The sequence below is a fragment of the Rhodococcus sp. P4_C10 genome (assembly GCF_056402135.1).
This window is the reverse complement of record NZ_JBFUHZ010000025.1, coordinates 1-16,851: the sequence shown is the minus strand read 5'-3', so window position 1 is coordinate 16,851 and position 16,851 is coordinate 1. Positions and strand designations below refer to the sequence as shown.

17 protein-coding genes are annotated in these 16,851 nt (G+C 69.0%); 6 read left to right on the top strand and 11 right to left on the bottom strand.

Going from position 1 to position 16,851, the window contains the following annotated elements:
- Nucleotides 1-7: 7 nt before the first annotated feature.
- Together AC1DWC_RS17200 and AC1DWC_RS17195 are read right to left on the bottom strand one after the other, a co-directional pair.
- Complete coding sequence (locus AC1DWC_RS17200; protein ID WP_477909934.1) at nucleotides 8-1,168, bottom strand: hypothetical protein; 1,161 nt, start codon at nucleotides 1,166-1,168, stop codon at nucleotides 8-10.
- Nucleotides 1,168-2,115: a metal-dependent hydrolase gene (locus tag AC1DWC_RS17195; RefSeq protein WP_477909932.1), complete on the bottom strand. Its 948-nt coding sequence runs from the start codon at nucleotides 2,113-2,115 to the stop codon at nucleotides 1,168-1,170. The genes AC1DWC_RS17200 and AC1DWC_RS17195 overlap by 1 nt, the downstream gene beginning before the upstream one ends.
- Nucleotides 2,116-2,276: 161 nt before the next feature.
- On the opposite strand from AC1DWC_RS17195, the gene AC1DWC_RS17190 reads away from it, so the two are divergent.
- Nucleotides 2,277-2,897, top strand: coding sequence for a TetR/AcrR family transcriptional regulator (locus AC1DWC_RS17190; protein WP_477909930.1), 621 nt, complete (start codon nucleotides 2,277-2,279; stop codon nucleotides 2,895-2,897).
- Here the strand turns inward: AC1DWC_RS17190 and AC1DWC_RS17185 are convergent.
- Nucleotides 2,894-4,171, bottom strand: a complete 1,278-nt coding sequence (locus AC1DWC_RS17185; RefSeq protein WP_477909928.1) for a PucR family transcriptional regulator — start codon at nucleotides 4,169-4,171, stop codon at nucleotides 2,894-2,896. The genes AC1DWC_RS17190 and AC1DWC_RS17185 overlap by 4 nt on opposite strands.
- Nucleotides 4,172-4,313: 142 nt before the next feature.
- Here AC1DWC_RS17185 and AC1DWC_RS17180 point away from each other — a divergent pair, with 142 nt between their 5' ends.
- The 3 genes from AC1DWC_RS17180 (at nucleotide 4,314) to arsC (ending at nucleotide 7,072) form a co-directional block, all read left to right on the top strand.
- The gene (locus AC1DWC_RS17180) at nucleotides 4,314-5,189 is read left to right on the top strand and encodes an SGNH/GDSL hydrolase family protein (RefSeq protein WP_477909990.1); all 876 of its coding nucleotides are present in this window, start codon (nucleotides 4,314-4,316) and stop codon (nucleotides 5,187-5,189) included.
- Nucleotides 5,190-5,281: 92 nt separating this feature from the next.
- Complete coding sequence (locus tag AC1DWC_RS17175) at nucleotides 5,282-6,664, top strand: spinster family MFS transporter (protein WP_477909926.1); 1,383 nt, start codon at nucleotides 5,282-5,284, stop codon at nucleotides 6,662-6,664.
- 36 nt (nucleotides 6,665-6,700) lie between these two features.
- On the top strand, nucleotides 6,701-7,072 hold the full coding sequence (arsC, locus tag AC1DWC_RS17170) for an arsenate reductase (glutaredoxin) (RefSeq protein ID WP_072847049.1): 372 nt from the start codon (nucleotides 6,701-6,703) through the stop codon (nucleotides 7,070-7,072).
- A 63-nt stretch (nucleotides 7,073-7,135) separates the two neighbouring features.
- Here arsC and AC1DWC_RS17165 read toward each other — a convergent pair whose 3' ends face one another.
- From AC1DWC_RS17165 to AC1DWC_RS17150, 4 genes are all read right to left on the bottom strand, one after another.
- Nucleotides 7,136-7,441, bottom strand: a complete 306-nt coding sequence (locus AC1DWC_RS17165; protein ID WP_477909924.1) for a hypothetical protein — start codon at nucleotides 7,439-7,441, stop codon at nucleotides 7,136-7,138.
- A 60-nt stretch (nucleotides 7,442-7,501) separates the two neighbouring features.
- Entirely contained in the window at nucleotides 7,502-8,719 is a 1,218-nt protein-coding gene (arcA, locus tag AC1DWC_RS17160) for an arginine deiminase (RefSeq protein WP_477909922.1), read from the bottom strand.
- Between the two features lie 63 nt (nucleotides 8,720-8,782).
- The gene (locus tag AC1DWC_RS17155) at nucleotides 8,783-9,412 is read right to left on the bottom strand and encodes a response regulator (RefSeq protein WP_281244454.1); all 630 of its coding nucleotides are present in this window, start codon (nucleotides 9,410-9,412) and stop codon (nucleotides 8,783-8,785) included.
- Nucleotides 9,412-10,623, bottom strand: coding sequence for a sensor histidine kinase (locus AC1DWC_RS17150; RefSeq protein WP_477909920.1), 1,212 nt, complete (start codon nucleotides 10,621-10,623; stop codon nucleotides 9,412-9,414). Before AC1DWC_RS17150 ends, AC1DWC_RS17155 begins: the two co-directional genes overlap by 1 nt.
- 138 nt (nucleotides 10,624-10,761) lie before the next feature.
- On the opposite strand from AC1DWC_RS17150, the gene AC1DWC_RS17145 reads away from it, so the two are divergent.
- Both AC1DWC_RS17145 and AC1DWC_RS17140 read left to right on the top strand, forming a co-directional pair.
- Nucleotides 10,762-11,829 (top strand): ABC transporter permease, encoded by a 1,068-nt coding sequence (locus AC1DWC_RS17145; protein ID WP_477909918.1) that lies wholly within the window; start codon nucleotides 10,762-10,764, stop codon nucleotides 11,827-11,829.
- 33 nt (nucleotides 11,830-11,862) lie between these two features.
- Nucleotides 11,863-12,546: an ABC transporter ATP-binding protein gene (locus tag AC1DWC_RS17140; RefSeq protein ID WP_072847053.1), complete on the top strand. Its 684-nt coding sequence runs from the start codon at nucleotides 11,863-11,865 to the stop codon at nucleotides 12,544-12,546.
- Nucleotides 12,547-12,613: 67 nt separating this feature from the next.
- Here the strand turns inward: AC1DWC_RS17140 and AC1DWC_RS17135 are convergent, their stop codons facing one another.
- The 4 genes from AC1DWC_RS17135 to AC1DWC_RS17120 form a co-directional block, all read right to left on the bottom strand.
- A complete protein-coding gene (locus AC1DWC_RS17135) occupies nucleotides 12,614-14,017 on the bottom strand; it encodes an Ig-like domain-containing protein (RefSeq protein WP_477909916.1) in 1,404 nt (467 codons plus the stop codon).
- A gap of 279 nt (nucleotides 14,018-14,296) precedes the next feature.
- Nucleotides 14,297-15,124, bottom strand: coding sequence for an SDR family oxidoreductase (locus AC1DWC_RS17130; RefSeq protein ID WP_477909988.1), 828 nt, complete (start codon nucleotides 15,122-15,124; stop codon nucleotides 14,297-14,299).
- 160 nt (nucleotides 15,125-15,284) lie between these two features.
- Nucleotides 15,285-15,428, bottom strand: a complete 144-nt coding sequence (locus AC1DWC_RS17125; RefSeq protein WP_169888497.1) for a hypothetical protein — start codon at nucleotides 15,426-15,428, stop codon at nucleotides 15,285-15,287.
- 82 nt (nucleotides 15,429-15,510) lie between these two features.
- A partial coding sequence (locus AC1DWC_RS17120; RefSeq protein ID WP_477909914.1) for an Ig-like domain-containing protein occupies nucleotides 15,511-16,851 on the bottom strand: 1,341 nt, incomplete at its 5' end.

Genomic DNA, 16,851 nt, shown 5'->3' with positions numbered 1-16,851 from the left:
CGAGGAACTACGCCGTGCTGGTCACCGGACGTTCACCGGCCGACGGGACGCCACCGTCCTCGGATGTGCTGCGCGGCACGGTGAATGTCGCGATCACACAGAGTGTTGCGGCGGCGAAACACGCCAGCGTGTACCAGAGGTTGCCGATCGGGTCGCCGTCGCCGGTGACACCGTCGACCGCATCGAAGAAGTCCGGCAGCGCGGTCGCCCACAGCAGGCCCATCACCGCGAGGTACACGAGGGCGTACACCCGGACGAAGTCGTTCGAGTACGGCGGGACGTCAGCGGCGGAACGCCGCAACCGCGACCACTGGCGGGCCAGGAGCGGGATCGCGACGACCGTGATGGCGACCAGTTCGGCCGCGTACAGGAACCCGCGGACGGTGTCGCTGCCCATCCCGAAGACGGTCGCCGGGAGCGGGAGCACGAACACCCCGACCGAGGCGGTGAGACCGATCACCACGGTGCGCCACACCAGCCCGAGCCCGGAGAAGCGCCGGCCCGCATCGACGTGCCGGCCGACGAAGAACTGGACGCACAGAGCCAACGACATCGGCCACAGCGCCGCGAACACCACGACGCTCGGCAGCGGAACCGAATCGAAGAAGGGCAGGTTGACCTTGTTGTCGAGCGTCCACTCCCACCAGCGCAGCTGCGGCCCGAGCTGGTCGAAGATCTCGTAGAACGCGTGGTGGACGAAGCCGACGCACACCGCGCCGAGGAACACCCCGTAGCGCCGGAACACGCCGAGCATCCGGACAATCTCGAAGGCCAGCGTCGCCATCAGTGGGTAGATGGCGATGATGTAGAGCGGGAGTCGGCCCCACAGGAAGTCCACGGTGAACACGTTGTGCGCGAACATCGTGCCCAGGTATTCCTCGGTGTGGAAGGTGGCCGGGAAGTAGATCGGCGGCTCGATGACGAACAGGAACGCGGTGGCACCGAACCAGAGCACCAGGTTCGTCGGATCACCGTGCCGACGCAGCCGCACGATCGCGTACACGAGCGCGAGCACCGACCCGAGCACGATCATCCACTCGAGCACCGGCAGCGTCCAGTTCTCCAGCGCGGCCGGATTGCGCACCTCGACGAGCCCACCGGCCTCCGCGCAAGAGAATCCGAGCCGCGTGGCGAGATCCGCGAAGGTGGGGGTGCACATGTCCGACATCAGTTCGCCGCCTGCGTGACGGGTTCGGCGTCGAGCCGCGTTTGCGCGGTGTACCAGCGGGTGCAGTCGTAGCCGGCGTCGTAGCGGGTGAACCACTCGTCGGCGAGGACGGGCAGTTTCTCGTGTGCGGGCTTGTGCCCGGGCATCTGGCTGCGAACGGCGCCGGACAGGGCGGTGAGCTGCTCACCGATCGGCAGACCGTCGAACGCACGCGGCATCGGCCCCTTGGTCAGGTACGGCGCGAAGGAGGTGAGCACCTTCTGCTTGGCCCGGTGCCGGGCGAACATCGACATCGAATCGACCTTCCGCTCGGACAGCGGAACGTGCTGGTTGAAGCCGGCGCACGCAATTCGGATCGCCTTCATCACGTGCGCGAAGATCGACGCAGCCATCCGCATTCGGTAGAGCTCGTTGCCGACGACGGAGTTGTAGATGATCAGCGCCGAACTGCGGTGCTCGACCTCCTCGACGAAGTGCCAGATGAACAGGGACGCGACCCGGTCGTCGCCGGGCCGGAACAGGGTGGCCTCGTTGTCGAGCATCAGCTTGAACACCGGAGTGAACGTGGCCTCCAGGTCGGCGGTGTACGCCAGCCTGTAGTTGATCGAGGTCCGCTCGGTGAGCAGGTCGAACTCGCCGGTCACGGCGTCGAGGGTGTTCTGCAGGCCGGGGTAGCGCCGGATCAGCGCGTTCACGTGCTGGCGGTGTGCGGTGGAGTGGTGGCCCTCCTGACGCATGAACGCGACTGCTTCCGCCGCGACCTCCGGATCGGTGATCAGCGGCTTGGCCTGCAGGATTAGCTTGACGATCATCTTCTCGAAGCCGATCGCCAGGAACGAGACCGCGTTGGACATGCTCGACCAGGCCGGGTTGTCCGGGTTCCACAGGAATGGGACGTCCTCGTCCTCGAACCCGAAGTCCATCTTCCGGGGTTTCAGATCCGTCATGCGCGATTCCTCGATTCGTCGATGCGTGCGAGCCCCGCCAGGGCAGGTGAAGGCCACGTTCGACGCGATCATACAAATATGCATGACCGCGTATGATGACTTTCACCGAATCCACCGCACCTCACGCCGACCGCCGTCGCAGCCCTGGTACCGTCCGCCCGGTGGCACGCAGACGTGGATGGGGTGGGCGACCGCCGGCCGATGACGACGAGGCGTCGCGCCGAATCGTCTCCGCCGCAGTCGATCTGATCGGCAAAACGGGTTCGGCAATCAGCATTGCCGACGTCGCAGAGTCGCTCGGTGTCATCCGCCAGACGGTGTACCGCTACTTCCCCAGCGCAGAGGCCCTCATGCGGGCCGCGGCCATCGCATCCGTCGACGGATTCCTCGATCGGCTGGCGCAGCATGTGCACGGCCTCGAGGACCCCGCGGAGGCGATGACCGAGGGCGTGATCTACACGCTGGACGAGGTACACCGCATCCCTCATCTGGGCATCATGCTCTCGGGTTCGCATTCGAATGTCGGTACCTACGGGCTCACATCCGACGAGGCGCGCGCCTTCGGCATGACGATGATCCGACGCTTCGACGTCGACTGGGAGGGGCACGGGTACGACGAGGACTCGCTCCGCGAGCTCGTCGAGTACGCCCTGCGGACGATGCAGTCGTTCTTCATATCGCCCAGCAACCCGCCCCGCGGCGAGGAGGACCTGCGGGGCTATCTGCGCCGCTGGATGGGGACGGCGATCATGGCCCAGACGCGGCGATCGGCAAGCAACTAGGCCTGCAGCGTTTCGGAGCCGGCGCACCGCCGGGCCGCGAGCGCCGCGGTGACCCGGACCAGGTCCCGGGGCGAGCTCACATCCAGCCCGGTCAGCGTCGCCAGCTTGCGCAGCCGGTAGACGACCGTGTTCGGGTGCACGTGCAACGCAGTCGCGGCGGCGGCGCGGTCGTAGCCGGCGTCGACGTAGGCCTCGAGCGTGCGGAGTACCGACTCGTGGGAACCCAGCGGGGACAACAGATCCGCCAGCACCGCGTGCGCCGCACTCGGCCTGCTCAGCTGGTACTCGACCGGCACGTCCTGGAGACGGAACAGGCCCGTCCGGCGGCCGTGACGGCGCGCCACCTCGAGCACCTCCCGGGCCTCGACGAGCGCACCGGGGATCCTTGTGGGTACGGCCGCGGAGACCGCGGTGACGACGGCGGCACCGATCACACGTTCCAGGTCCAGCAGGTTCCGGCGCAACACGACGTACTGCGGGCTGTCGGACCAATTGTCCTCGGTCGGTTCGGAATCGACGATCGGGATGAGCACCGTTCCGCCGCTGCTGGTCACCGCACACAGCGCCTTGTCGCGGCCGACGTTGTCGAGTTCGCGCTGGAGCCGTCGCACCTTGCGCCGTTCGGCGACCGCGGTGTCCACCCCCGCGGCCGCCTCGTCCGGGTGCGGGTCGACGTGCAGCGCCACCACCCAGTAGAGCCGAGCGAGTGTGAGACCGACCCGGTCGGCGGCCCCCGCCGGGTCTGCGCCCGAGGACAACGCCATCAGGAGGGCCCGGCGGGCGCCGTCGTCCTCACTCGGCAGTGCATGGTCCGACCCGTACCCCGCCACCACCGCAGACGTCGCGGCGAGCAGGTAGGTGTGCAGCAACTGCCCCGCCCGCGCGAGTGCCGGACCGTCGCCGCCACCGGCCAGCCCCGCGATCGACGCCCACCACTGCTGGACGCCGAGGTGGTACGCGTGCAGGATCTCGACCAGGGGCACCAACTCCTCAGCCCGGTGCCCGGCCGAGACCCGCAGGTCCGCCACTTCCGAGGGCGTCGGCTCCCGCGCCGTCCTGAGCATGGCGATGAACAGCTCGAGGTTCCGCCGGACGATCGCGGTGACGTCGTTGCGGATCGCCTCCTCCGGCAGTGACCGGTAGAAGGGGACGTCGGTCCGGACCACTCTGACGGTCTCGGCAACCAGTGAGTGAGTCCGCTGCGCCAACTGGTCCGCCAGCGACCGACCGCCGATCGAAATGGGACCCTCTCGGTCCGGTTTGCTCTCAGACACAAAAACCCCCCGAATGTTGGTCGCAATCTACAACGACCACCTGCGGTTTCCCGATCAATATGTAATCCAGGCCACTCTCGGCTGCACAAACGGTGCACCCGAAACGGAGCGGCTCACGAGAGAAGGAGCCTCGGTGACTCAGATGATCAGCCGCGCCACCAGGTCGGGGGCGACTGCCGCCGCCACCCTGTGCCTGCTGGCGGCCGCAGCCGCGGGCAACGCCGGCGCCGCCCCCCTCGATGCCGGCCGGATCGACTACGTGGCGATCGGCGATTCCGCCGCGGCCGGCCCGCTGCTTCCCGACCAGGACATGAGCGCGCCCGGATGCCTGCGGTCGCACCTGAACTACCCCGCCGTGGTGGCCGCGGAGCTGGGCGCCACCCTCACCGACGTCAGTTGCTCGTCGGCGAGGACCGCGAACATCACGAACACCCCGCAGCGCACCTTCTCCGGCACCGCTACACCGCAACTCGACGCATTGAGCCGGGACACCGACCTCGTCACCGTCACCATCGGCGCCAACGACTTCAACCTCTTCACCACCGCCCTCAGCTGCGCCAACCCGCTGCCACAACCGAACGGGTCGTCCTGCCGCGACAAGTTCAACGCCGGCGGACGCAACCAGCAGCGGGACCAGATCGAGGGTTGGGCACCGACCTGGGGGGCGATGCTCGACCAGGTCCGCGAGCGGGCGCCATACGCGGAGATCGCGGTGGTGGGTTACGGCACCTACCTGCGACCGGGCGGATGCCCCGCACAGCAACCGATCTGGTCGCAGGACGCCGACTACCTGCAGAGCGTGATGACCGACGCCAACGCCGCGATGGAGGCGGAGGCCACCCGACGTGGCATCCGCTTCGTCGACATCACCCAGGCCACCTCGGGCCACGACATCTGCGCAGCCCCCGGGCAGGCGGCCTACACCGGCCTCGTCCCGACCGAACCTGCCGTGCCGCTGCACCCGACGGTGTTCGGAATGCAGGCGATCGGTGCACAGGTAGCCGAGCAACTGCGCTGACGCGCCGCTCCTGAACCAAAGCTTGTTCTCGCACGGCAATGCCTGCAACAGAACAGGTTTCCGACCCGTCCCCACCGAATCTGCGAGGCCCCATGTCCGTGCACGAATCCGCCGCACCAGCGTCGGCGCTGCCCGCGTCGCCACCGTCGACAACCACGACCAATGTCGTCAGCGGAGCGCTGGTCGCGCTCTTCCTGGCCAACCTGGTCAACTTCTTCGACCGCTCGATCCCCTCCGTGGTCGCCGAACCCATCAAGGCCGAGTTCTCCCTCAGCGATCTGCAACTCGGCCTCGTCATGTCGGCCTTCACCCTGGTCTACGCGATCGCGGGCCTACCGCTCGGCCGGCTCGCGGACACCGGCAACAGGCCGAAGATCATCGGCGTGGGCCTACTGATGTGGAGCGGGTTGACCGCGGCGACCGGCGCGGCGGGCAGTTACCTGCTCTTCATCCTGGCCCGGCTCGGCGTGGGCATCGGCGAGGCGAGCTTCACCCCGGCCGCGAACTCGATGATCGGCGACATGTACCCGGCGGAGCGGCGATCTCGCGCACTCGGCATCTTCATGCTCGGGCTGCCGCTCGGTCTCATGCTGGCGTTCTTCACCGTCGGCAAGATCACCGAGGCCTTCGGCTCCTGGCGGGCGCCGTTCTTCGTCGCGGCCGTGCCCGGCGTGGTGCTCGCAGTCGTCCTGTACCGGATGCGGGACCCCGAGCGCGGGGGCGCCGAACACGTCTCCGCCACCGGCGCGGCTCCCGCCGGCGCCGCCCCGGTCACGCGACCGATCCGCCGGCTGCTGTCGATCCCGACGCTCCGCTGGCTGATCCTCGCGGGGCTGACCTTCAACTTCGCCGCGTACGCCGTGAACTCGTTCGTGGTGCCGCTGCTCATGCGCCAGTACGAGCTGAAGTTGACACCCGCCGCCGCGGTCACCGGAATCATCGTCGGGTTGACCGGCCTCGTCGGACTGGTGGCGGGCGCCAGACTGGCGGACCGCGCGTCGACCAGGTCGCCGAATGCCCGTCTCAGGATCGGGGTCTTCAGTTGCGCCGCGGCGGCTCCGTTGACCGCCCTCGCCCTGATGCAGAACGGGGGGAGCGTCGTCGCCTTCACCGCCTTCTTCGCCGCCGGCTGGTTGTTGGCGTACGCCTTCTACATCAGCGTCTATCCCACGATCCACGACGTGGTGGTCCCGCCGCTGCGCGCCACCGCGACCGCCTTGTTCTTTGCGGCGATGTACCTGCTCGGCGGCTTCTCGGGACCGGTCGTGGTGGGCGCCATCTCCGACTGGTTCGCCGAGCGCGCGCTCGACTCGGCGGGTACCGGAACGCTGGCCCAGTACGCGGGTGTGGGACTGAACTCGGCCATGTACCTGGTGCCGATCATGTTGGCGCTCACCGCCGTCTTCATCTTCCTGGCCACCCGGACGGTCGCAGCGGACACGACCCGCATGCACCGGACGCTGGAGGGCCGCTGAGGTCGCCGACAGCCGGTCGAGCGGGCCGGGAGCACAATGGCTGACATGGCGACATCCGACACGAACACGCACGCGACGATCTACCACAACCAGCGCTGCAGCACCTCGCGCACGGTGCTCAAGCTGATCGAGGACGCGGGCATCGAACCGACCATCGTGAAGTATCTCGACACGCCGCCCTCGCGCGACGGCCTGCGCAAGCTGCTCGACGACGCCGGGCTCAAGCCCAGCGAGGCGATCCGACGCAAGGAGTCCGTCTACACCGAGCTCGGGTTGGCGCAGGCGAGCGAGGACGAGCTGCTCGATGCCATGGTCGAGAACCCGATCCTGATCGAGCGCCCGATCGTGGTCACCGACAAGGGCACGGTGCTCGCCCGGCCGGCCGACAAGGTGTCCACCATCCTGTAGTCACCTCGATCGTCAAGGCACGGCCCCGTCGACGCCCGTCGTCGGGGCCGTGCCTCGTCCAGATCAGGACTCGGACGATCCCGCCGAACCGGAATCACCCGAAGCGGAGCCCACGGAACCCAGGTCAACCGAGCCCAGGTCGAGCGATCCCGACGCGGCCTCTTCCCCGGTTTCGACCTCCGGCTCGGCCGGGACCTCGGACACGATCGGGGCCTCGGACTCGACGGGGGTCACGGACTGCGGCGTCCACACGCCACAGTTGAAGGTGGCGAAGGTGCTGTCGGTGTCCTGCAGCGTGGCCACCGACGGTCCGCTCGTCTGCACGCACTCGACCACCACGGGCTGCCCATCCGTGAGCGAGAGCCGCATCCACGTGCACGGCACACCGAGCGTCGTCGGCCCGGTCGAGTTGTAAGTGGTGTCTGACGCTCAGAGCAGATCGCGTGAGACCGGGCACGACATGCAGCGGGGTCCGCCGCGACCGGAGCCGAGTTCGGACCCCGAGATCCGCAGGACCTCGATGCCCGACGCCTCGAGCCGGGCATTGGTCTCGACGTTGCGCTCGTAGGCGACCACCACTCCGGGCGAGAGCGCGAGGGTGTTGTTCCCGTCGTCCCACTGCTCGCGTTCGGCGGTCACGTGGTCGAGCCCGGTGTCTATCACCCGCAGCTTGCCGATGCCCATCGCCTCGGCCGTCGCTTCCAGGAAGGGTTCGGCGCCGCGGATGCTCACGCCGCCGTCCTCGCGTCGGATGGTGAAGGCGGTCAGGGTGTGCTGGATCGCGGGGTACATCACCACCGCATCCACGTCGACCATCGTGCACACGGTGTCCAGGTGCATCGACGCCCTGCGTTGCTCGATCGGCACCACCAGCACCGTGTGCGCGAGTCCGTCCTCGAACACGCTGCGCGCCAACGCCTCCGCTCCCGCCGGTGTGGTTCTCTCGCCCACCCCGACGGCGATCACCCCCGGCGAGAGCAGCAGCACGTCGCCTCCCTCGACCGGCGCGGTGTGCGACTCGTAGGCCCGCCGCACCCCGAGGAAGCGTGGATGGTGCGCGTAGATCAGGTCGGTGAGCGAGGCCTCCCGGGCGCGTGCCGGCAGGGCGAGAGCCGTGATCGCCACCCGGTCGCCGATCCAGAACGACGAGTCCCGGGTGAAGAGCAGGTTCGGCAGCGGTTCGATCACGAAGTCGCCACCGTGGTGCATCCGCCGCACCAGGGACGACCCGGCCGGCCCGATCGGCAGTTCGTCGAATGTCATCCCCGCGGTCAGGAGGTTGGCCAGAGCGCCGGGCGCGACGGTGCGCAGGTACGACGCCAGTTCCTGAGCGAGCGAGTGCCCGAGCCGACGGGGGTCGACCGCGGCCGAGATGCCCTGCATGCGGGCCGCACCGCTCGCGGTCAACGCCTCGGTGAGCAGGTCCGAGAGCAGCAGCACCTCGACGCCCCGCGAACGCAGCAATGCGGCGAAGGCATCGTGCTCGTCCTGGGCCCGGTCCACCCACGGCAGTCCGTCGAAGAGCAGTTGGTCGTTGTTGCGCGGGGTCAACCGCTTGAGCTCGTCGCCGGGACGGTGCAGCAGCACCGTCCGCAAGGTGCCCACCTCGGAGTTGGCCCCCAACACCGTGCCGCGCTCGCTGGTCATGGCTCGACGGTAGTGCGCCTCGGCCGCGGCCGCGAGGGCTACGGCGGCCGGATCCGTCGCCCGCTAGACGATCAGCCCGCGCTCCCGGGCGGCCGCCACGGCTGCGGTCCGGCTGTCCACCCCGAGCTTCGAGAACGCGTGCACGAGGTGTGATTTCACGGTGGCCTCCGTGACGAAGAGTTCCTTGGCGATGGCCCGGTTCGACAGGCCCTGCGCCACCAGCTGCACGATCTGACTCTCCCGAGCACTCAGGTCCACTCGCGGTGACCGAATCTGCCGGTACAGCCGTTGCGCCACATCGGGATTGAGCACCGTCTCACCTCGGGACGCCGCCCACACCGCGTCCACCAGCACCTGCGGGTCGCTGTCCTTGAGCAGGTAGCCGGCGGCCCCGGCCTCCACCGCCCGCAGAATGTCACTGTCGGTGTCGTAGGTGGTCAGCACCACCACCCGCGGCGGGGACGGGCGGGCTGCGATCGCCTCGGTTGCCTGTGCACCGTCCATGCCTGCGCCGAGCCTCAGGTCCATCAGCACCACATCGGGACGCTCGGTGGCGACCAGTTCGAGCGCCTCCTCCCCCGACGACGCCTCGGCGACCACGTCCAGCCCGTCGTGCGAGGCGAGCAGCGCCCGCAGTCCTGCCCGGACCACCGGATGGTCGTCGACCAGCAGGATTCGCAAACTGTCCGTCACTACTCGGCACCTGCCATCGGAAGCGTTGCGGCCAAGGCTGTTCCGTCGCCGGGTGCCGCCTCGACCACGAGCGAGCCCCCGAACGAGGCGAGCCGCTCGCGCATCGACCGCAGGCCGAACGACGCCGCTGCGAACTCGCCGTCGGAGTCGAAACCGATGCCGTCGTCGACCACGTCCAGGCGCACCTCGTCCGGTGTGTAGCTCAGCGTGAGCCGCACCTGCCGGGCCCGCGAGTGCAATCGCACGTTGGCCAGCGCGCTCTGTGCGACCCGAAGCAGTGCGACGTCGTAGTCCATCGGCAGCGGGACCGCCTCACCGTCCACCACCAGCTCGCCCACGATCCCGGTGTGCTCGCACAACTGGGCGAGCAGGCGCCGCAGCGCCGACTCGAGCGAGGCCTCCTCGAGCACCGACGGGGTGAGCGCCGCGACCACGCGGCGCGCCTCGCCGAGGTTCTCCTGCGCCGTCTCCGCGATCTGCGCGAGGATCGGCGCCGGCTCGGCGCTGCGTGCACCGGCCCTGGCCAACAACACGATGGACGAGAATCCCTGTGCGAGTGTGTCGTGGATGTCGCGGGCCAGCCGGGCCCGCTCGTCGACGGCACCGGCCTCCCGTTGCAGTGCGGCGAGTTCGTCCTGGGCGTCGAGCAGCTCGGTGTGCGAGCGGGCGAGCTCGTCGAAGAGTCTGCGGCGCTGCCGGACGTCGCGGAGCAACTGCTGGTAGATGACCGCCATCCCGGCGGCCGCGGTCGCGCCGAAGATCGGCCCCAGGAACGTCGCGACGACGTTGGTGCCGCCGTGCCAGAGCGACCCGCCGATCGCGACCGCGGTGATCGCCACCGTCGCGGCCACCGCGACCCGCGTCGAGAGGACGTGGAAACACAGGAAGTACAGCGGGAACGCCACCCACACGAAGTTGACGCTCAGCGCCGCGAGACCGAGCCAACCCAGCACCAGCACGCCGAACCAGAACGGGCCGTACCAGTCGACGCCGGTGGCGGACGCGGACCGCCGGGCGAACCAGACTCCCAGCAGGTACCAGCCGAGCACGACGGCGGAGAGCAGCACCGTCGGCACCGGTCGGGTGTCGTCGATGAGGCACCGCACTGCGCCGACCCCGAGCAGCACCACGAACAGCGTGTGTGCCCCGAGCGACATGACACGCAGGACGGGTGCGGGGCCACTGTCAGGCTGGAGGTCCGAATGCTGCATTGCATCCACGCTAACACCGCCCCAGCACCCCGACCGGCCCTGACCGGCCACGACGGCCGATCTCCAACTTTCGATTGACTCGCTCACCCCACCCTTTGCGCGATGCCCCCGAAGGGGGTGCCGCGGCACGCTGGAAGCATGTTCCTGAGTATTCGTGACCTCGTGTTCGCCAAGGGCCGGTTCGCGCTGATGAGCGTGGTGCTGTTCCTGATTTCACTGATGGTGGTGATGCTCTCCGGACTCACCGCGGGCCTGGGCAACCAGTCGATCGCGGCGATCAAGAACCTCGGCGCGAACCAGTTCGCTTTCGGCGCGCCCGCGGAGGGGCAGTCGCTCTCCTTCAGCGACTCCCAGGTAACCGAGCGGCAGCAGCAGGAACTCGCCGCCACGCCGGGCGTGGACTCCGCCGCCCTGATCGGAATCGCGCCCACCCGGATCACCGTCGACGGCCGTGACGTCAGCGCCAGCGCGTTCGGCGTGGACGGCAGCTCGTTCGCCGCGCCCGTCCCGCTGTCGGCCGGCCACATCGCCGTCGACCGGACCCTCGCCGAGGAGAACGACTGGAGTGTGGGGCGCACGGTCGAGATGGGCGGTCGCCCGTTCACCGTCACGGCCCTCGTCGACGACTCGCTCTACAGCCACCAGCCGGTGGTGTGGGTCGAGCGGTCCGACTGGCTGTCGCTGCCCACCGCCGGCGGCAGCGAGGGGACCGTGGTCGCGATGCGCACGGGCAGCGGATTCGACGCCGCCGCCGCGGCGACCGCCACCGACACCTCGATCACCGATCAGTCGGGCGCCCTCAACGCGATCGGCTCCTACACCTCCGAGCGCAGTTCGCTGCTGTTGATGCAGGTCATGCTGCTGATCGTCAGCGCCCTCGTGGTCGGCGCCTTCTTCACCATCTGGACCATCCAACGCGGCCAGGACCTGGCGGTGCTCAAGGCCGTCGGCGCGTCCACCGGCTACCTGCTCCGAGACGCCCTCGGCCAGTCACTGATCGTCCTCACGCTCGGCGCCGGGCTCGGTTCGCTGGCCGCGGTGGGCCTCGGCTCGATCGCGTCGCAGGCAGTCCCGTTCACGCTCACCGTGTCCGGCACCCTGCTGCCGTTCTTCGCGCTGATCGGCCTCGGCATGCTCGGCGCCGCCGCCGCGCTGACCCGGATCGTCTCCGTCGACCCGCTGACCGCGCTGAACTCCGCCCGGTAATCGCCGCCTACTACGAGAATTGAAGGAACAACGATGAGCATCACCCTCACCGACGCCCTCCTCACCTATCCCGACGGCGACACCCGGCTGTGCGCGCTCGACCACGTGAACTTCGCCGTGGACCGCAGCAAGCTCGTCGCGGTCACCGGGCCGTCGGGATCCGGCAAGTCCAGCCTGCTCGCAGTCGCCGGCCTGCTGATCACTCCCGAGTCCGGCACCGTCCACATCGGCGGCGTCGACGTCACCGGCCTGAGCCGATCCGAGCGGACGACGGTGCGGCGCGAACAGCTCGGTTTCGTCTTCCAGCAGTCCAACCTGCTCGCGTCGCTGACCGCGACCGAACAGCTGCAGCTGATCACGCACCTCGGCGGGGGCCGGGTTCGCAGCGTGCGAAGCCGGGCCCGGGACCTGCTGGCCTCGCTCGGACTGGAGAAGGAGCTCGACCGTCGGCCGCACCAGCTCTCCGGCGGCCAGCGCCAGCGAGTCGCGATCGCCCGGAGCCTGATGAACGACCCGTCAGTGCTGTTGGTGGACGAACCGACGTCCGCGCTCGACGAGGATCGCAGCCGCGAGATCGTCGCCCTGCTGGCGAACCTGAGCCGCGAACGCGACGTCGCGGTGGTGATGGTCACCCACGACCTCGGCCAGCTGGATCTCGTCGATGACGTCTACGAGATGCACAGCGGGAGGCTGACCCGGGCACAAGTCACCGCCTGACAGCACGACGACGGCGCCCCGCCCCGGTACTTGGACCGGGACGGGGCGCCGTTTGTCTGGTGAACCCTTACGAGGAGCCGAACAGCCCGCCGAGCGAGCCTCCGCCGCCACCGGGGACCGGGTCGGCGGTGACGCTGATCGTCCCGGTCACATCCGAACCGAGGTAGCCCGGCGCACCGGTGTACACCGCGTGAATCTCCCGGGTGCCCTCCTCGAGGAAGGTGTAGGTCTGGGTGGCGCGGCCGTCGGCGAGGCCGATCGCGTTGCCGAGCGGCTCGACGCCACTGAAGAACCGCACCGTGCCGCCGACCGGCTTCGGGGACACGTCCGCGGACAGGAAGACCACCCGTCCCTTCTGCGCGATCGCCGGCACCGCCAGCGTCAGCGTGGTGGCGACGTCCGTGGCGCCCGGCTCGGTCATCCGCATCACCTGGGGTGCCGAGGTCGACGCAAGGTATCCGGGGGCACCGGAGAACACCGCGGTCACCGACTTGTCGCCGGGCACCGTGAAGGTCTGGATCAGGCTGGCCTTGCCGTCGGCACCGACCGGGACGGTCCCCAGCTCAGTGGTACCGACCTTGAACGTGACGGTTCCGGCGCCCGGGAACGGCGAGACCTGCGCGTCGAAGATCACCTCGGAGCCGGTCTGCGCCGCTGCCGGCACACTCACCGTCGTGACCGTGCTCTGGTTGCCCGGCTCGATCGTGACGGTCTGCGCGGCCGAGGACGACTCGGCCGCGAACGGGGTCGCGGGGAAGGTCGCGGTGATCTGATGCTCGCCCGCCTGCGTGGCGGCCGGGGTCCAGTTGTAGGAGGCCTTGCCCGCCGCGTCGAGCGCGACGGAGCCGATCTCGGTGGTGGCCGAGTAGAACTTGACGAGGTCGCCTTCGCGGCCGCCGAGCACCTGGACGTTCATCTTGGTCGCGATACCGGCCCTACCCGGGGCAACGGGGCTGAGCACGGTGGTGGTGACGTTCTTGGGCACGTTGATCGACGGGCCCGCCTTGTCCAAGGAACCGGTGGCGGTACCGGATCCGTACTTGATTCCGGTGGTCTGCACCGCCTCACGCGGGCAGTTGGCACCGACCAGGTACTGGAAGGAGAAGGTCGGCGACGTGGCCGCGTCCCAGCTGCCGGCCACCCGGGTCAGCCCGGGGCCGATGCTTGCGACCGGAACCGGCAACCCGGCCACCCTCACGGAGTCGGTCTTGTAGGTCATGCAGGTCGGGCGGTAGTCCTCGAGCCAGTCGACGATGCCGGTGCCGGTGACCGTGGTCGTCACGGTCACCGTCTCGCCCTCGAGCGGCGCGGTGTTGCTCACCGTCCGGGCGAACCCGAAGCCGCCGTCCGAGAGGTTGATCGTTTCCGGCGCCGCACCCGCCAGGCCCGTCCCTCCTGTCACCACGAACCCCGCGGCGACGGCGAACGCGCCTACCGTCGCCATCCCGCGACGCACATTCTTGCCCGACATGAACTTCCTCCCCGTAATGGAGGGCACCCCACAACAGACGGGAGGCCCAACGTTGTCGTCGAATCCCGACGCACGCTCGCACGGCGCGGCCGAGTGCACTCCGCAGCCGAAGGATCCGCAACTGAGGCGACCCGCAACTGCCTGGAAGTGCATCGAATCGAGCAGTAGTAGACCACGGTGATCCCCGACACGACCGGGGTTTCGACGAACTAGATGGACGCTTGTGTTACAGCACAAAAGAAGGGCCGGATGCCCCGTGGCCCCGTCAGAGGCAATGATCTAGTCGAGGAATTTGCTGAACTGGTCGTTGGCCTTCTGCATCACGAGCTCGTAGGGCGGCGCGAATTTGCGGGCCCACCAGTAACCGAAGCGGACGTCGTTGGACGTGTAGACCAGATAGCGGCGCTTCTTGATACCCCGCACAATGCAGTCCGCCACCTTCTCCGGCGAGACGGCGCGCTTCTCGAACCGGTGCGCGAACTTTCGCACCCGTGGATCGTCGCGGTCCACGCCGGCGATCTGCACGGTGCCGACCAACGGTGTGTTCACCCCGCCCGGGACCACCAGGCTGACGCCGATGTGGTGCCGCTTGAGGTCGTAGCGCAGCACCTCCGAGACCCCGCGCAGCCCGAACTTGCTGGCACTGTAGGCGGCGTGCCAGGGCAGGCCGAGCAGGCCCGCAGCGGACGAGACGTTCACCAGGTGACCGCCCCTGCCGGCTCGGACCATCGGCGGCACGAAGGTCTCGATGACGTGGATCGGCCCCATCAGGTTGACGTCGACCATCGACTTCCAGTGCCGATGTTCGAGGTTCTCCACGGTGCCCCAGACCGAGATGCCGGCCACGTTCATCACCACGTCCATGCTGCCGTGGGCGGCGTGGATGTCCTCGCCCCAGGCGGCGACCGCTTCGTAGTCGGACACGTCGAGATCCCGCGACTCGACAACCCGCCCACCCGCTCGGGTGACCAGCGCGACGGTCTCCGCGAGTCCCTCGGCGTTGATGTCGGTGAGGTACAGGTCGGCGCCCTCGCGCGCCGAGGCCAGCGCGGTGGCGCGGCCGATACCGCTGCCCGCACCGGTGATCAGGCACTTCTTGCCCTGCATGTCCTTCACCCTTGAATCCCCTGCCCGTCGCGCTGATCGGTCAAGCGGAGTCTACGCACGCGGGCAGGGGTGGTCCTCGATTCACACGACCGGGGTTCGCGGCACCTCGAGACGAGGGCCGGTCCACCGAATCAACCCGGATCGGCTTGGGCACACCGGCTTACAGCCGGGTCGACATCTCGTCCTGGTACTCGTGGATCGTCTTCTCGATGGTCTTGGCCGCCTCGGCATCGTCGCGGCTGCGGGCATCGTCGGCACGTGCGCGCAACTTGCGAATCGCCGTGCGCAATTCGGTGTCACTCATCCTGTGCTCCATAGCCCCGCCCCGGTCGCGAGACCGGGACGGGGCGCTGCGGAAGTCGTGCCGAGCTGCCGGTCCCGACCGGCTAGGAGGAACCGAACAGCCCGCCGAGGGAGCCCATGCCGCCACCGGCGCCCGGGTCCACGGGGGTTTCGCCGGTCACGGTGACGGTCACGACGTCGGAGCTGGAGCCGACGTAACCGTTCGTGCCGCCGTACACGGCCTTGAGGGTGCTGGTGCCCGCCACTGCGAAGGTGTGCGTGAGCGACACCTTGCCGTCGGCGCCGACGGTCACGGCGTCGCCGACGGCGGTGTCACCGTCGAAGAACTGCACGGTGCCGCCGGTCGGAGCCGGCGCGACCTTCGCCTCGTACGTCACCGCGACGCCCGTCGACGCCGTGACCGGACCGGTGAGGGTGGTCGCGGTCTGGACGTCCGACGGAGCCGGGGCGGTCACCGTCACGGTGTGTGCCGCCGAGGTGGACGCGATGAATCCGGTTGCGCCGGAGAACACCGCGGTGATCTCGTGCGCGCCGGCAGTCGCGAACGACGCGGTGGTCGCTGCCTTGCCGTCGGCACCGACCGCCACCGGGCTACCGATGTTGGCGTCGCCGTCCTTGAACTGCACCGTGCCACCGGCCGGCGTCGGGGAAACAGTGGCGGACAGCGCAACCGGGGTCTCGGTCTGGGCGGTTGCCGCACCGGAGACGGTCGTGGTGGTTGCGACGTCGGCCGGGGCCGCCGGGGACACCGTCACGGAGTGCGCGCCGGAGGTGGAGGTCAGGAACTCACCGGCACCTGAGAAGACGGCGGTGATGCTGTGGTCGCCCACAGCCAGCGCCTGGCTGATGCCGGCCTTGCCATCCACGCCCACAGCCACCGGACCACCGAGATCGGTCGCGCCGTCCTTGAACTGCACCGTGCCACCGCTCGGGGCCGGGGAGACCTGCACGTTCAACGTCACGTCCGCGCCCTCGACCGCCGTCGCCGGACCGGTCACCGACGTCGTCGTGACGACGTCCACCGCGGCCACCGGAACGTTCTGCGCCACCGAGACCGACTCGTTGGCCTTCGCCGTGCCCAGGAATTTCGCCGTCAGACTGTGACCACCGGCGGCGGCAGGCGTCCACGCGAACGTCGCCTTGCCGGCCGCAAGCGGACCCTGACCGAGCTTGGTGGTCCCGTCGTAGAACTCGACGATGTTGCCGTCGACACCACCGGTGACCGTCGCGCTCAGCGGAACCGACTGGCCCACCTTCACACCCGCCGGCACCGCCGCCAACGCCGTCGTGGTGACGTTCTTGCTCACCGTCACGGTCGTGCCCTTGTTCGGGTAGCTACCCGAACCCAGCGACCCGGAGTAGTCCGTCCACGTGTTCATCGCGACGTCACGATCGCAGTTCGCACCGACCTTGTACGAGAACTC

Bases quoted from the DNA above. Each gene is read 5' to 3' on its own strand.
- AC1DWC_RS17200 (WP_477909934.1), bottom strand. From the start codon at position 1,168: ATGTCGGACATGTGCACCCCCACCTTCGCGGATCTCGCCACGCGGCTC.
- AC1DWC_RS17195 (WP_477909932.1), bottom strand. From the start codon at position 2,115: ATGACGGATCTGAAACCCCGGAAGATGGACTTCGGGTTCGAGGACGAG.
- AC1DWC_RS17180 (WP_477909990.1), top strand. From the start codon at position 4,314: ATGATCAGCCGCGCCACCAGGTCGGGGGCGACTGCCGCCGCCACCCTG.
- AC1DWC_RS17175 (WP_477909926.1), top strand. From the start codon at position 5,282: ATGTCCGTGCACGAATCCGCCGCACCAGCGTCGGCGCTGCCCGCGTCG.
- arsC (WP_072847049.1), top strand. From the start codon at position 6,701: ATGGCTGACATGGCGACATCCGACACGAACACGCACGCGACGATCTAC.
- AC1DWC_RS17165 (WP_477909924.1), bottom strand. From the start codon at position 7,441: ATGCGGCTCTCGCTCACGGATGGGCAGCCCGTGGTGGTCGAGTGCGTG.
- arcA (WP_477909922.1), bottom strand. From the start codon at position 8,719: ATGACCAGCGAGCGCGGCACGGTGTTGGGGGCCAACTCCGAGGTGGGC.
- AC1DWC_RS17150 (WP_477909920.1), bottom strand. From the start codon at position 10,623: ATGCAGCATTCGGACCTCCAGCCTGACAGTGGCCCCGCACCCGTCCTG.
- AC1DWC_RS17145 (WP_477909918.1), top strand. From the start codon at position 10,762: ATGTTCCTGAGTATTCGTGACCTCGTGTTCGCCAAGGGCCGGTTCGCG.
- AC1DWC_RS17140 (WP_072847053.1), top strand. From the start codon at position 11,863: ATGAGCATCACCCTCACCGACGCCCTCCTCACCTATCCCGACGGCGAC.
- AC1DWC_RS17135 (WP_477909916.1), bottom strand. From the start codon at position 14,017: ATGTCGGGCAAGAATGTGCGTCGCGGGATGGCGACGGTAGGCGCGTTC.
- AC1DWC_RS17130 (WP_477909988.1), bottom strand. From the start codon at position 15,124: ATGCAGGGCAAGAAGTGCCTGATCACCGGTGCGGGCAGCGGTATCGGC.
- AC1DWC_RS17125 (WP_169888497.1), bottom strand. From the start codon at position 15,428: ATGAGTGACACCGAATTGCGCACGGCGATTCGCAAGTTGCGCGCACGT.